The organism is Aeribacillus sp. FSL K6-1305, from assembly GCF_038050115.1.
In the GTDB taxonomy this organism is placed as follows: Bacteria; Bacillota; Bacilli; order Bacillales; family Aeribacillaceae; genus Aeribacillus; species Aeribacillus composti.
Genome location: NZ_JBBOQV010000002.1, coordinates 512,333 through 526,154, shown reverse-complemented (window position 1 = coordinate 526,154; position 13,822 = coordinate 512,333). Strand labels below are relative to the sequence as shown.

General features: G+C 37.9%; 14 protein-coding genes. 10 read left to right on the top strand and 4 right to left on the bottom strand.

The genetic code is table 11. The annotated features are described in order from the left end of the window. From qoxC to NST97_RS12305, 3 genes are all read left to right on the top strand, one after another. A complete protein-coding gene (gene qoxC, locus NST97_RS12315; RefSeq protein ID WP_063389078.1) occupies nucleotides 1–615 on the top strand; it encodes a cytochrome aa3 quinol oxidase subunit III in 615 nt (204 codons plus the stop codon). A gap of 1 nt (nucleotide 616) precedes the next feature. After that, nucleotides 617–922 carry a cytochrome aa3 quinol oxidase subunit IV gene (qoxD, locus tag NST97_RS12310; RefSeq protein WP_063389077.1) on the top strand — a complete coding sequence of 102 codons (306 nt, stop codon included), beginning with the start codon at nucleotides 617–619 and terminating at the stop codon, nucleotides 920–922. Nucleotides 923–1,415: 493 nt separating this feature from the next. Continuing rightward, nucleotides 1,416–2,117: a TrmH family RNA methyltransferase gene (locus NST97_RS12305; RefSeq protein WP_063389076.1), complete on the top strand. Its 702-nt coding sequence runs from the start codon at nucleotides 1,416–1,418 to the stop codon at nucleotides 2,115–2,117. Nucleotides 2,118–2,158: 41 nt separating this feature from the next. Here the strand turns inward: NST97_RS12305 and NST97_RS12300 are convergent, their stop codons facing one another. Continuing rightward, on the bottom strand, nucleotides 2,159–2,440 hold the full coding sequence (locus tag NST97_RS12300) for a biotin/lipoyl-binding protein (RefSeq protein WP_235600486.1): 282 nt from the start codon (nucleotides 2,438–2,440) through the stop codon (nucleotides 2,159–2,161). A 293-nt stretch (nucleotides 2,441–2,733) separates the two neighbouring features. Between NST97_RS12300 and NST97_RS12295 the strand changes: the two genes are divergently transcribed. Both NST97_RS12295 and NST97_RS12290 read left to right on the top strand, forming a co-directional pair. Continuing rightward, on the top strand, nucleotides 2,734–3,564 hold the full coding sequence (locus NST97_RS12295; protein WP_240326740.1) for a glycerophosphodiester phosphodiesterase: 831 nt from the start codon (nucleotides 2,734–2,736) through the stop codon (nucleotides 3,562–3,564). A gap of 310 nt (nucleotides 3,565–3,874) precedes the next feature. Next, the gene (locus tag NST97_RS12290) at nucleotides 3,875–5,341 is read left to right on the top strand and encodes a nicotinate phosphoribosyltransferase (RefSeq protein ID WP_066251373.1); all 1,467 of its coding nucleotides are present in this window, start codon (nucleotides 3,875–3,877) and stop codon (nucleotides 5,339–5,341) included. A gap of 61 nt (nucleotides 5,342–5,402) precedes the next feature. On the opposite strand, the gene NST97_RS12285 is transcribed toward NST97_RS12290, so the two are convergent. After that, nucleotides 5,403–6,212 (bottom strand): bifunctional hydroxymethylpyrimidine kinase/phosphomethylpyrimidine kinase, encoded by an 810-nt coding sequence (locus NST97_RS12285; protein WP_066251370.1) that lies wholly within the window; start codon nucleotides 6,210–6,212, stop codon nucleotides 5,403–5,405. 200 nt (nucleotides 6,213–6,412) lie between these two features. On the opposite strand from NST97_RS12285, the gene NST97_RS12280 reads away from it, so the two are divergent. After that, nucleotides 6,413–6,985 (top strand): TetR/AcrR family transcriptional regulator, encoded by a 573-nt coding sequence (locus tag NST97_RS12280; protein WP_341343307.1) that lies wholly within the window; start codon nucleotides 6,413–6,415, stop codon nucleotides 6,983–6,985. 82 nt (nucleotides 6,986–7,067) lie between these two features. Then, nucleotides 7,068–8,015 (top strand): SDR family NAD(P)-dependent oxidoreductase, encoded by a 948-nt coding sequence (locus tag NST97_RS12275; protein WP_341343306.1) that lies wholly within the window; start codon nucleotides 7,068–7,070, stop codon nucleotides 8,013–8,015. Between the two features lie 137 nt (nucleotides 8,016–8,152). Here NST97_RS12275 and NST97_RS12270 read toward each other — a convergent pair whose 3' ends face one another. Beyond that, nucleotides 8,153–8,788 (bottom strand): L,D-transpeptidase, encoded by a 636-nt coding sequence (locus tag NST97_RS12270; RefSeq protein ID WP_339198048.1) that lies wholly within the window; start codon nucleotides 8,786–8,788, stop codon nucleotides 8,153–8,155. Nucleotides 8,789–9,536: 748 nt separating this feature from the next. Here NST97_RS12270 and NST97_RS12265 point away from each other — a divergent pair. Together NST97_RS12265 and NST97_RS12260 are read left to right on the top strand one after the other, a co-directional pair. Beyond that, nucleotides 9,537–10,220, top strand: coding sequence for a uracil-DNA glycosylase (locus NST97_RS12265; RefSeq protein WP_341343305.1), 684 nt, complete (start codon nucleotides 9,537–9,539; stop codon nucleotides 10,218–10,220). A gap of 1,109 nt (nucleotides 10,221–11,329) precedes the next feature. Then, nucleotides 11,330–11,758: a hypothetical protein gene (locus tag NST97_RS12260; RefSeq protein WP_341343304.1), complete on the top strand. Its 429-nt coding sequence runs from the start codon at nucleotides 11,330–11,332 to the stop codon at nucleotides 11,756–11,758. Nucleotides 11,759–12,475: 717 nt separating this feature from the next. Here the strand turns inward: NST97_RS12260 and speE are convergent. Further along, complete coding sequence (gene speE, locus NST97_RS12255; RefSeq protein WP_341343303.1) at nucleotides 12,476–13,324, bottom strand: polyamine aminopropyltransferase; 849 nt, start codon at nucleotides 13,322–13,324, stop codon at nucleotides 12,476–12,478. 150 nt (nucleotides 13,325–13,474) lie between these two features. Here speE and NST97_RS12250 point away from each other — a divergent pair, with 150 nt between their 5' ends. Next, a complete protein-coding gene (locus NST97_RS12250) occupies nucleotides 13,475–13,780 on the top strand; it encodes a YwdI family protein (RefSeq protein WP_144597606.1) in 306 nt (101 codons plus the stop codon). The last annotated feature ends 42 nt before the right edge of the window (nucleotides 13,781–13,822 follow it).

Here is a 13,822-nt window from a genome sequence, read left to right as displayed (position 1 = left end):
ATGTCGGAAATTGCTCCAAAACAATCGAATCTTCCACTTGAGTATTCAACGAAACAAAATCAATTAAATATTTTAGGTTTTTGGATTTTTCTCGGGGCAGAGCTTGCCCTGTTTGCCACCCTCTTTGCTACTTATCTTGTTCTCGTCTCCAGAACAGCGGGCGGACCAGGTCCAGAGGAATTGTATGAATTGAAAACAGTTTTGATTGAAACTTTTCTTCTGCTTACAAGCAGCTTCACTTGCGGTCTTGCCGTTTATGAAATGCGAAGAGGCAAGCAAGCCGGTATGATCGGCTGGCTGATTGTTACGATATTGTTGGGAATCGGTTTTTTGTACTTTGAAATAGAAGAGTTCATTTTGTATGCTGTTCATGAAGGTGCAACAATGCAAACAAGCGCGTTCCTTTCATCCTTCTTCGCTCTTGTTGGAACGCACGGGCTTCATGTTACGATCGGGATATTTTGGATTTTGATTATCATTTTGCAGGTGCTGAAAAGAGGCCTTAACGCGGATACGGCAAGAAAAGTGTTTATTTCAAGTCTATATTGGCATTTCCTTGATGTCGTTTGGATTTTCCTCTTCACACTCGTCTATTTGACAGGGATGGTGAGTTAACTTGGCACAAAACGAAAAAGGATTTCCTTGGAAGCATGTCTTCGGGTTTTTGTTGTCTATAATATTGACGTTATTGGCGGTGTGGATTACATTTTCAACCGATCTGCCGACAAATACGATTATTACATTAATTGTCGTTTTAGCATTTTGCCAAGCGTTTATTCAGCTTTTGCTGTTCATGCATATGAAAGAAGGAGAGAGCGGTTCTTGGCAGGCAACAATGATTTATTACGGGATCTATATCGCAATTGTCATTGTTGCAGGGTCTATATGGGTTATGTCCTTAGGCCATCAACATCACTATTAACATAAGCGTCCCGAAAAAAGGTTACGAAACCTCTTTTCGGGATTTTTTTGTTCAAAACAAGCAATTGAGTGTTTTCCGTTTGTAAACTGTGCATAAGTGGATAAGTTTATCAACAAATGTGAATTATTTAATCATATATGTAGTAGGGAACAAATGTGCCAATACGAAATGTGGATAGTTAATGTGGATATGTGGATAAAATATGTGTAAAAGCTGTTTATATTAGGGGGATTTCCTGTGAATATACGTTGATATATACAAAGAAGCTTTGCGGAAATTCTCTTCTTTTAAAAAACAAATTTTGATACTTTGTTGTTTTTGCCCAATGAGTACGAACGAAACAGTACAAAGATAATGTGGATAAACTGTTTATATTTAATCTGATCTATAACGTGTCCAGCTATAGGAGGTAGATTTTTTTTGGAGAAGACGTATAATAAATGAGAACGTTCGATCTTCTTGCCCGCACGTGCTTTCAAGGAGGTAAAGGGATGTGAATGTTAATAAAGAAAATAATATTGTGGAATTATTGCTGAAAGAGAAGATTGTAAATGATGAGGATCGCCAAATTCTTGATATGATTGTGCCGGAAAGGCTGAATCGCTTATATGAGGTATTGAAGGAACGGACTCGTTACGTATCCATATTGTTGGAAGCGGTGGATGACGGCCATAATCAAGCGGCTGTTCTTCGTTCTGCCGAAGCTTTTGGCGTGCAGAATGTAACGGTTGTAACAGGAAGAGCGCCTTTTGCTCCTAATGAATTGGTGACGAAAAGTGCAGACAAATGGCTGACAATTGATTATCAATCAGATATTTGTGCAGCCATCAGTCAATTAAAAAAGAAAGGATATCAAATATATGTTAGCCATTTGAGTGAACAGGCTGTTCCTCTTGAAAAGCTTGATGTAAGCAGACCGACTGTCCTTGTTTTTGGAAATGAACATAGCGGTGTTTCAAAAGAGGCGGTTGACATGGCTGACAGAACGTTTGTAATTCCTATGAAAGGATTTGTGCAAAGCTTAAACATTTCCGTTGCTGCTGCCTTGTCAATTAAACATATAACGGATCTTGCAAAGGGGAGAGCTGGCGCCGAGTATTATTTAACATTGGAAGAAAAACAGGAGATCTTTCGGGATTGGATGCTTAAATCGTTAAATAACCGGTTGAGAAAAATTGTTGCTCAATACAAGTAGCTATTACTGGACCCCTTTTTTCTTCTTAGGGGTCCTAATTCTTAATCGCTGCCAGTGACTATTAAATCTTCATCAATATATGCTAAGACTGCTCCAGGAATAACCCGATCTCCCTCTTTGACGAACAGCTTGTCAATGATTCCTCCAATACCGACGCTGATTTGGACAAGAGTACCCTCATCCGTTTGAATGGTAAACAACGGTTCCCATTCATAAATCCGGTTTTTTGCTTCGGTCATAATTTTTTTTATGACACCATAAAACGGACTTGTCACAATTTCTTTATTTCCCCATGTTTTTGTCATCACGTCTTTTCTAATCATCCCATCACTCTCCTTGAACTTAAGATTTTTTGCATAGGGCATAATCCGGGACAAAAGCGAAATGGGTGTTATGAAGAGGAGATTTGGCCAAAACTTCTCATCATGAGGTGCAGGCTGGAAACAATGGTGTGTTGTAAGATGCGTTAATTAAAAATTTTTTTATATTCTAAATACTATTCTATTCCAAAACGAAATATCCTGCAAAAGAAAAATAAAATTGTAAAAAAAATGTTATAAATTAATGTAAGTGATTATTATTTAGTATAAATCCAAAAAAACGGGGATGGTTATGCATGCTTGATTATGTTCGTTATTATGTTCACCGCTTTTTTTATAAAATATTTCATTTTCAAAAAGAGCCTAACAAAACAATTGCCGTCGCACACCGGGGAGCATCTGGATATGCTCCGGAAAACACATTTGCAGCCTTTGATCTCGCTATTGACATGAAGGCGGATTATTTAGAATTGGATGTACGGATGACGAAAGACGGGTTGCTCGCCGTTATTCATGATGAAACGATTGATCGTACAACAAACGGGTCAGGTTTAGTTAAAAATTTCACATATGAAGAACTAAAACAATTTGATGCTGGAGCCTGGTTTCATCGAAAATTTTCCGGAGAAAAAATACCCCTTTTATGCGATGTCCTTAAGAAATACAGGGGGAAGATCAATTTTTTAATAGAAGTTAAAGAACCGAAAAAGCAGTTCGGCATTGTAGAGAGGTTGGCAAAAGAACTGATCGAAAAAGGGGATCAGCAACTGAATGTGGTCGTTCAATCCTTTGATACCGCTTTTTTACAGGAATTCCACAGTGTCTTGCCTTCGATTTCTCTTGGAGTGCTCATCGGATATAGACATGGCGCTATTACGGAGGAGCATTTACAGCAATATGCAGCATTTGCGACATATATCAATCCGAATAAAGCGCTTGTAACCCCTAAATTAGTTTATATGATTCATCAGAGCGGCATGAAAATTATGCCTTATACAGCTAGAGATATACACGATATTCAACATTTGATGGCCATGAATGTCGATGGAATTATTACGGATTATCCCGATTATTTGACAAATTTGCCAAAATCGCCCTCTTATAGTAAAAGAAGCAGGATTAGGTAATTTCGGCTTTTAAAATGGACACTAATTTTGGCAAATATTGAATGACGGTATAGAAAGGAGTACAATACGGTTAGTGCTTTCATAATATAATGGAGATTCGTCCTTGAGATTTGTTTCAACGATTAAGCCCGTTAGAAAGATCTGATAGATTGCAAGGAAGCTTGAAGGGGATGCCTGCTCTGAAAGGTTTCAAATTTTTGCTGAACAGGCTTCATCCATCTGTCATCACCGCTAGACACAAATGGGCCTCTTGGACATTTCAACATTCCGTATGGAACAGACAGCGATTAAATATTATGGGGGTTTCATGATGATGAAAATGTATAATGATGATAGTTTGATGCTCCATACCGATTTATACCAAATCAACATGGTCGAATCGTATTGGAGGGATGACATCCACCAAAAAAAGGCAGTTTTTGAGTTGTTTTTTAGAAGACTTCCTTTTGGGAGCGGTTACGCTGTTTTTGCCGGCCTGGAACGAATTATTGATTATATACAAAATTTCCGCTTCACAGAAGAGGACCTTGCTTATTTAAGGGAAGAGCTGAATTACAAAGAAGATTTTATCCGTTACTTGGAGAACCTTCGTTTTACCGGCACGATTCGGTCCATGAAAGAAGGAGAGCTTGTATTTGGAAATGAACCGATTTTACGTGTGGAAGCCCCTCTAGGGGAAGCGCAGCTTATTGAAACAGCTCTTTTAAATATTGTGAACTATCAAACGCTTATCGCAACAAAGGCTTCAAGAATTAAACAAATTATTGGAAATGAATCAGCGCTTGAATTTGGAACAAGAAGAGCCCATGAGATGGATGCAGCTATTTGGGGAACCCGTGCAGCTTATATTGCCGGCTTTGATGGGACAAGCAATGTCCGAGCAGGGAAGATTTTCGGAATTCCTGTTTCCGGAACCCACGCACATGCATTTGTTCAAACGTATCGTGATGAATATGTTGCATTTTGTAAATATGCAAGTACTCATAAAGACTGCGTTTTTTTGGTGGATACATATGATACGCTTCGCTCCGGTGTTCCGAATGCCATTCGGGTTGCAAAAGAATTTGGCGATAAAATTAATTTTATCGGTATTCGCCTTGACAGCGGGGATTTGGCTTATCTGTCCAAAAAAGCGAGAAAAATGCTTGATGATGCTGGTTTCCATAACGCAAAAATTATAGCTTCGAGCGATCTTGATGAACATACGATTGTCAATTTAAAAGCTGAAGGAGCGAAAATCGATGTGTGGGGAATTGGAACGAAGCTGATTACCGCCTACGACCAGCCTGCATTGGGAGCTGTGTACAAATTGGTTGCCATTGAAGGGGACGACGGCAAATTAGTCGATACAATAAAAATTTCATCAAATCCGGAAAAAGTGACAACACCAGGCTTGAAAAATGTATATCGAATTATCAACAACAAGGATAAGAGGGCTGAAGGAGATTATATTACATTACATTTTGAACAGCCGCAAAAAGAAAAGCGGCTGAAAATGTTCCATCCTGTCCATACATTTATCAAAAAATATGTAACCGATTTTACGGCAAAGGATTTGCATCACGATATTTTTGTTGATGGCGAGCTTACGTATGAATGTCCTTCATTGGAAGAAATCCGGTCATATGTAAAAGAAAATTTGGAGCTGTTATGGGATGAATATAAACGCATTTTAAATCCTGCCGAATACCCTGTTGATCTGAGCGAATTGTGCTGGGAAAATAAAATGAGAAATATTGAGGAAGTAAAGCAAAAAGTTAAAAATATGGATTATTAACATGAAAAGAGCCGAACGAACAGCCACAATGGTCGTGAGCTAATCGATTCGGCTCTATTATTTATTCGTATAATCTTAATGCGGCATGACAAGTTGGGCCGACATATTGATTTAAAGGAAAGGAATGGCGGATGGCTGCTGTAATAAACTTTTTGGCGGAATAAACGGCTTCTTTAACCGTTTTGCCATTTGCTAGTTCAGCTGTAATCGCGCTTGAATATGTGCACCCAGCACCATGTGTATAGGTTGTGTCGATTCGTTCGCCTTCTAGGATTTCAAAATCCTTTCCGTCATATAAAACATCAACAGCATATTTATGTTCAAGCTTTCCGCCGCCTTTCACCAAAACATATTTTGCACCAAGATCATGAATAATGGCAGCTGCTTCTTTCATTTGATCGACCGTTTGAATAGTACCTAACCCGCTCAATTGCCCTGCTTCAAAGAGATTTGGAGTAATAACCGTCGCGACTTTTGTCAGAGAATTGCGAATCGCTTCCGCATGGTCGGGATAAAGCACTTCATCTGCCCCTTTGCATACCATGACAGGATCGATGACCGTGTTTTTTAAATTATATTTTTTAATTGTATCTGCTGCCAGCTCGACAATTTCTGCTGTCGGGAGCATTCCGGTTTTCATGGCATCTACACCGACTCCCTCTATAATCGTTGCGAGCTGGGCCTTTATGGTATCGATTTCAATAGGGAATACTTGATGCTGCCATCCGTTATGAGGATCCATTGCTACAATTGTAGTGACCGCAGTCATTCCATAAACTCCGTATTCTTGGAACGTTTTTAAGTCCGCTTGTAAACCTGCTCCACCGCTGGAATCGGAACCTGCGATCGTCAAGGCTTTTTTCATTGTCATTTTGTTACCTCCATCCAGCTGTAAAGATTTTATAACAACATTATAGCAGTTTGTACCATAAGAAGAGAAAAACATTTGCTTAAAAACAAAAAAAGGATTAAAATATAATTAACCATCGGTTAATAAATAAGAATGCAGCTAAATGCCAACACGCCAAAATCAGAGGCACGCTTGTTGTTGTTAAGAAAGGAATGGAACAATTGGCTCCTAGAAAAAAAGACACTGAATTAACGAAAGAGGCAATTATGAATGCTGCTAGAGAGCTTTTTGTCATAAATGGATATGAACATGTTTCCATGCGAGAAATCGCCAAAGAATTGCACTGCACACATGGAGCGCTTTATTATCATTTTCAAAATAAAGCAGAGCTTTTTTATAAAATTGTGCAGACGGATTTTCAATTTTTAGACGGGCTGTTAGAAAAAGTGCTGCAAGCCTCGTATTCTTCTAAAGAAGAAGCTGTAAAAACGATCTTGTTAAAGTTTATTGAATTCGGGCTGACATATAAAAGTCATTATAAGCTGATGTTTTTAACACAAAATCTCGAGCTTGATATGCTGATGGAGCAAGAGCCGAATAAGTCATATGAACGTTTTGCGCAGGCTATTTTTCAGTTTGCTCCAGATAAAGCAAATCCAACAGTCATTTGGTGTTTGTTTCTTGCAGTAAGCGGTTTTGTAACGAAATATGTACAGACCGATGCTGAGTATAAAGATATGGAAGGACTTGCTGAACAATATGTTGCTTTTTTAATCAAAGGATTTTTAAGTTGAAAAAAGTAATAAGCACTTAAGCTTATTTACTTTTTTGCATATTATTGACCAATGGTTAATTTTAAGATCGGAGGTAAAAAGGATGAAAAAAGCGGTTATTTTAGGTGCATCAGGCGGAATGGGCTACAATTTAGTTCATGAATTGCTCAATAGAGAGAATATTGAGGTTGTCGCCGTAGCCCGCAATACAGAAAAAATGAAAAAAATGTTTCACCGTTTGAACGATCGCGTCAGCATTGTCGCTGGAGATGCCCTCCATCGATCCAGCATCTTGCAAGCATGCGAAGGTGCGGAATGGATTTTCCATGCCATTAACATACCGTATCCGCAGTGGGAGAGAGATCTATTGATCATCATGGAAAATGTGCTGGCGGCAGCAAAAAAAGAAAAAGCTAAGCTTGTTGTCGTTGATAATATTTATGCATATGGACGGTCAAATGGAAAAACAATGTCCGAGACTGATCCGAAAAATCCTCATACTAAAAAAGGAAAAATACGATTGCGGCTTGCTGAAATGGTGGAAAAGAGCGGAGTAGACTACTTGATCGCTCACTTCCCCGATTTTTACGGTCCATGTGGGGAAAAAACATTGTTGCATCATACGTTAAAAAAAGTTGTCCAAAATAAACGATCTCAATTTATCGGGGATTTAAATATACCGAGGGAATATATTTTTTTGCCGGACGGTGCCAAAGCTTTAGTTGAGCTTGCATTAAGGGACGATACCTATCATGAGCACTGGAATATACCGGGGGCGGGAGTTATTTCCGGACGGGAAATTATTCAAATCTTGAGGGAAAAGCTTCAATATGAAAAGAAAGTAAGTGTTGTCACGAAATCGATGATTTATTTTTTAGGGTTATTCAGCCCGATGATGAAGGAAATGGTTGAAATGATGTACTTAGTCGAAGAGCCTGTCGTATTATCGGGTGAAAAATTTGAAAAAAGAATCGGGCCGCTGCCAAAAACTCCTTACGAACAAGGCATCATCGCAACTGTTGATTTTATGAAACATCAAGAAGAAGCGTGATCACCCCGATGTTGCAACTGGCTTCGCATGGAACGGAGAGACTAAATGCTCAATACTTTCCCGATTTCGTCTAATTCAGCAAACCTTTTGAGTGGAACGGAGTAATTCAGCTGCTTGCTCCGTCTCCGCCCCATGGTTTATTGTTTAGCAAAAGCTCCCTGCGGTGAATACATATTTTCGGGTGATTTCGTTAACTGTTCCCTTGCAAACAGCACTCTTCCATTCCGAATAGTGACAGGAACCCCTTGTTCAGTATAATATCCGTGCTCTTTTGCAATAACGTCAAAGCTTTTATTGGATTTTAGAATAATGACTGGCGTATGCAGCTCAACTTTTTCAAAGAGCCAGCGAATTTCGGCGTTATGCATGCGGACACATCCGCTGCTTGCATACGTTCCAATCGATCTTGGATTATTATTGCCGTGAATGGCAAAATTATTTCCATAATATCCCAAAGCATCAAGACCAAGCCAGCGATCACCCAATGGATTTCTCGGGTCTCCTCCTGGAATCTTTTCTTTAAAATAAGGGCGGTTTTTAATTTTTGTGACAATGGGGAAAATGCCTTCTGGAGTTAGCTGAGCATATTTTCCTGTTGCGACATGAAATACTCTTTGAAGAATTCCGTCTTCAAAAAATGCCAGTTTATTTACGCTCTTGTTTATTATGATCAGCTGACCATCAATCTTTTGTTCAGCTGCAACTGGTGATGAAAGAATAAAAAAGAAACAAGAAATAAATGCGATACCTATATAGATTTTCTTTATGCTCATATGTTTTTAAACCTGTCCTTTCTGTTCATTCTCTTTATAAAATTATGTGCTTATGCAAAGAACTATTCAAAAAAAGCTGCAATTACGAAAAAATTTGTAATCAAAAAGAAACATAAATAATTTTTTTGTGAACTTGAATAAAGGAGTAAGCAAAAAAATTATTTCCGTCTTGTGTATCGACATCAAGCTCGAAACCTCTTCTAGCAAATGATTGGGATGAGGTGTGCCTCAGGATCATGACCCTCGCCTAAAATGCCTTCCTTATGGGCGTCTGCCACATTAAAGCATCGAGGGGGGCAGCACCTTTGATGTCGTAGGCCTTGTCCGTCTGTTTCAGCATTTTTTCAATGACGAGCTTTGTCTCATTTGGCTATTCGGTAATTGTTAAAAATGAATGGATATTCCGTTTACCTGCGAGTTTCTAACAGACGAAAATCAATAGAATCGTCAGAACATTTGCGTTATCTTGGAGCATTCCGGCGTGTTTAAACGTGATAAAAATGCATCAAATGTTTTTCGTACATTTAGGGCACCAAGCTTCTCACTTTAAAATGGGAACGGCAAAAAAGTTGATATTTCAGTCTTTACTGCGATTTTTGCCCTCTTGCTTCTGTCGAAAGCCTTAATGTTTCATGTGGAACATTTTGCAAAATATTAGCGACAGCTGTCACCCTTTGACAAAAAAAGCCGAATCATCATAACATTAAAAATAGTGATAGATCAGTAGAAGCTAAGAGGGTGGCAAACGTTGAAGCAGATTTTAAAAAATGATTGGTGGGGACTGTTGAAAGAAGAGTTTGAAAAGCCATACTACAAAGAGCTGCGGGAATTTTTGAAGCAGGAATATGCCCATCATACGATTTATCCGGATATGTACGACATTTTTAATGCTTTGCATTACACGCCTTATGAAGAAGTAAAGGTTGTCATTTTAGGCCAAGATCCGTATCATGGGCCAAATCAAGCACATGGATTAAGCTTTTCCGTAAAGCCGGGGATTGCTCAGCCGCCGTCTCTGAAAAATATTTTCATCGAGCTTGAGAACGATCTCGGCTGCAAGCCTCCAAACCACGGTCATCTTGTCAAATGGGCGAAGCAAGGTGTTCTATTATTGAACACTGTGCTGACGGTAAGGCAGGGACTAGCCAATTCTCATAAAGGAAAAGGATGGGAACAATTTACCGATCGAGTGATTAGCTGTTTAAACGAGCGAGAGCGTCCAGTCGTCTTTATTTTATGGGGAAGGCATGCACAGGCGAAAAAAGAAATGATTAACATGAATAAGCATTTTGTCATTGAGTCGCCGCATCCATCGCCATTTTCGGCAAACAGAGGCTTTTTTGGCAGCAGGCCTTTTTCTAAAGCAAATCAATTTTTAAAGTCCATCGGATCAGAAAAAATTGACTGGTGCATCAGCGATAATGACATTTAATTGCTGCCTGCCGTTTGCGTGATATGTGGAAACATGAAAAAGGGACTATCCAAAAATAAAACGGATGAAGAAACATCATAAAGTTTTTCTTCATCCGTCTTTTTATTTTTTTGGAGATTCTGTTGAAAGTGAATGATTTTCCGGACGCTTTCAATAGATTGTGTTCCATGGCCACAATTCCAACTCCGTTTGGACTTTCGAAAGCCCTCGAAAAGAAAATCTGCGGAACGACCGATTGCCTTTAATATGACGGGGCGCACTTTCTGCCTCGGTTTTTCTTCAAGAATAGATTTGTGCACACTCGTCATTGCATTGGAATCTGTCATATTTGCGCATAAAAGGATTTTTTAGGAAATATTGAAGCAATATAGACTTGTAAAACGTCTTTCAAATAGAAAGGAGGTTCGAAGCAAATGACCAATATCTCAAGACTACAAAAGCATCGCTTTGTTCTTTGCGGAGTAGAGGATTTGACAAAGTACGATCATTCCTAACAATTTTATTTATTACAAGGAGGAAAAATATGTTAAAAAAGGTATCTTAATCTTAAGTTCTTCAGCAATACTATTAACAACATTCGTAGGATTTGAAGGTAATAAAACAAGTGCTGCGACAAATGAACCAACTACTGTATTACCAACTGAAAATGATTATGATGCTTTAAATAATGAGAAAAAAGAGTTAGTTCTCGACTATAATAGTTTTGCTAAAAATTATCAATTAGATAGACCAGGTTCTATTACAGTAACTGACCCAGTTAGACTTAGCGGCGTTCAAACAAACTCTGTTCCTAGCTATGCAGTTAAAAAAGCTTTAAAATGGGCGATTAGTAACACTACTACCATAACTAATTTTGTAGGTAAAACTTTAGGGAAAGACGCAACTGTTAAAGTAGGAAATTTAATGCATACTTACGTTAAACCTGCTTTAAGAAAATTAATTAGAAAGTGTGGAAAATTTAACCTATGGTAAGATAGAAGATGCTGTTTATCAAGCATTAAAAAAACCTCTAGGAAAAACCACAGCTAGAATTGTAGCCTCCGTAATTAGAGAAGCTATTGAATTTTTGGCTCCAGTGTAAGACACATAGGTAGGGAGGGGAAGTATGAATGAAAGAATTAGAGGATAGAATTAAACATATTGAAGAAGAAATTGAACAAATTAACAGACTTGATAAAGAAACATATCAATTAACACAAAAACTGGGTAAAGTAATGAAACTATTGGTTGAACTTGTTGAAACAAACAAACATATTGATAAAAATGATATAGACTATGTTCTTTTAAAATTAAATATTGATGCAACTAAGTATCATAAATTAACCTTATTAGTCAGTAAAACAGAAAGAATGTATAGAAAAACTGGTGAATTTCCAAATCTTCAGGAGTTTCATCAGTATGTCATTGAAACACTTTCTCTCACTGATGAAGACAAACAAAGTTTTTCAATTGAAGTTACTGAAAACCTATTAAGAAAATTTGCAAAAGATGAAGATAACCTTTTTCCAGTATGCAAAAAGATTCTTTCAACAAAATAATAAAAGAGCACACTCGTCCGAGTCGAATTCTGGTTAACTAAAACTGATTTCCGAGCAATAATTAAAGGTGGAATTGGTGGAGCAGTTGCAGGAGCTATCGTAGGGGCTATTTTATCTGAATATGTAACTGGCGTCCCAGTATAGAAAGTATAATTATAGTAAATATTCTATAGTCTTTCCCCAATTGGGGGAGAAATGATTATTATGAAACAAGCCGTTTTTTCCGCAGTTTTTGCGGGATTAGTTGTTTTAGTAGGTGAGTATATTTCACAAATAGTTTCATCAAGTTATCAAAATACCATTTGATGATTGGCATCCCATTTATTTGTAAACTGTTTGAAAAATAAGCAACATATCATATTTTAGACTTTCTGATAAAGTCGCTAAATGAAGTAAGTGGAGAAAACAGCTCGTTTTTCTTCATTGGCTTTTGTATTTTTGAAAGTAGCTGGCGAATACCAGCATAGGCGAATTCCCAGTTGCAAAAGAGATTTTATCTAAATGAGAGGTGCTTTACCATCGCCTCTCACTTTTTGCGTTTCTTTAAGCAAATTCTCGTCTTTGTCTGATTGCAATATTATGTACTTTATTTTGCAGCACACAGTTCTTTCTTTATTGTTCGTTTGACGCTTGCATTTTTACTAGAAAGTGTGTTTTTTGTTAAAACAAATAGAGGCCCCAAAAGCCAACTTTCAATGACTTTTGGGCCAGGGTCCATTATTTCAATGCTTGCTGCAAAAACTCAGGAAGCTTAAAGCATCCTTCGAGAATGGCTTGATTTACATATTTTGTATCTTTCGAAAAATTGTCCGACTTTACATCTTCATATTTTTTCGATCCGATTGTAAAGCTCCATAGTCCTCCCGGATATGTAGGAACAACAGCTGTGTATAGTTTTGTAATCGGGAATAAAGATTGAATATGGCTATAAGACCGTTTTAAAACATCCAAATGGAAAACAGGCGATTGACTTTGGCATACCATGAGGCCATCGTCTTTTAACGTTTTATATAGGTTGGTATAAAAATCTTTTGAAAACAGCTGTTCTGCCGGTCCAATCGGGTCAGAAGAGTCAACAATGATCACATCGTATTCATTTTGTTTGTTTTCTACATATTTCACGCCGTCAATAAATAAGAAATTTACGCGCGGGTCGCTTAAGTTTCCTGACACTTCAGGCAGATGCTCCTTGCATGCGGAAACGACAAGCTCGTCAATTTCCACCATATCGATTTCCTTCACTGAATCATATTTGCACACTTCTCTGGCAACACCGCAGTCTCCGCCGCCGATGATCAGCACTTTTTCCGGATTTGGGTGGAGATTGAGCGGGATATGGGAAATCATTTCATTATATATATGCCCATCAATAGAAGTGGTTTGCACAACTCCATCTAGCACTAGCATGCGGCCAAAATCATATGAATCCAATACCATAACATGTTGAAAAGGGGATTGCTTTGAAAAAAGCACTTCTTTGATTCTATAGCTGATTTTTAAATTTTCTCTTTCATCTTCTGTTAACCATAAATCGCCGTTTATTGTTTGCAAATATTGATTGTCCATCTGCAGGCCCTCCTTGTGCTCAAAAATTCCTTACTTATTGTAACAAGTTTGTTATGAAAAGTGAATGAAGCAGACAAGTTTGTCAATAAGGAAAAAATCAAATATGATAAAAAAGCAAGATCATTATCTTTCAATAAGGAGCGATAGGAGTTGAATATACCGGTCTCAAGCATAATAGGAAAAATGGAGGAGGAACTGAAAAAGGCAAAGGCAGCAGGAACACCTCATGATCTAAAAGCCCGGCTTCTTGTCATCCGTTCTTTATGTGATGTTATTTTGGATCAACAAGAGGAAAATTATGATTTTTCAGCTAGTCAAGAGCCAAAAAGCGAAAGTGAAATAACTCCATTAGAGCTGGAAAAAATGATCGGAAATGCAAACAGCAAAACGCTGACAATGAAAGAACGTTTGTTGGTCGAAGACGATGCAAATGGAGAATCTATTTTTGATTTCTAACAAAATCTTGTCATCTGTAAAATCTTCATTTAAAAAAAACGG

Excerpts from the sequence above, each read along its gene's own strand:
- NST97_RS12260 (WP_341343304.1), top strand. The coding sequence starts at position 11,330 with ATGAAAGAATTAGAGGATAGAATTAAACATATTGAAGAAGAAATTGAA.
- NST97_RS12285 (WP_066251370.1), bottom strand. The coding sequence starts at position 6,212 with ATGACAATGAAAAAAGCCTTGACGATCGCAGGTTCCGATTCCAGCGGT.
- NST97_RS12300 (WP_235600486.1), bottom strand. The coding sequence starts at position 2,440 with ATGATTAGAAAAGACGTGATGACAAAAACATGGGGAAATAAAGAAATT.
- qoxC (WP_063389078.1), top strand. The coding sequence starts at position 1 with ATGTCGGAAATTGCTCCAAAACAATCGAATCTTCCACTTGAGTATTCA.
- NST97_RS12275 (WP_341343306.1), top strand. The coding sequence starts at position 7,068 with ATGAAAAAAGCGGTTATTTTAGGTGCATCAGGCGGAATGGGCTACAAT.
- NST97_RS12290 (WP_066251373.1), top strand. The coding sequence starts at position 3,875 with ATGATGAAAATGTATAATGATGATAGTTTGATGCTCCATACCGATTTA.
- speE (WP_341343303.1), bottom strand. The coding sequence starts at position 13,324 with ATGGACAATCAATATTTGCAAACAATAAACGGCGATTTATGGTTAACA.
- NST97_RS12270 (WP_339198048.1), bottom strand. The coding sequence starts at position 8,788 with ATGAGCATAAAGAAAATCTATATAGGTATCGCATTTATTTCTTGTTTC.
- NST97_RS12295 (WP_240326740.1), top strand. The coding sequence starts at position 2,734 with ATGCTTGATTATGTTCGTTATTATGTTCACCGCTTTTTTTATAAAATA.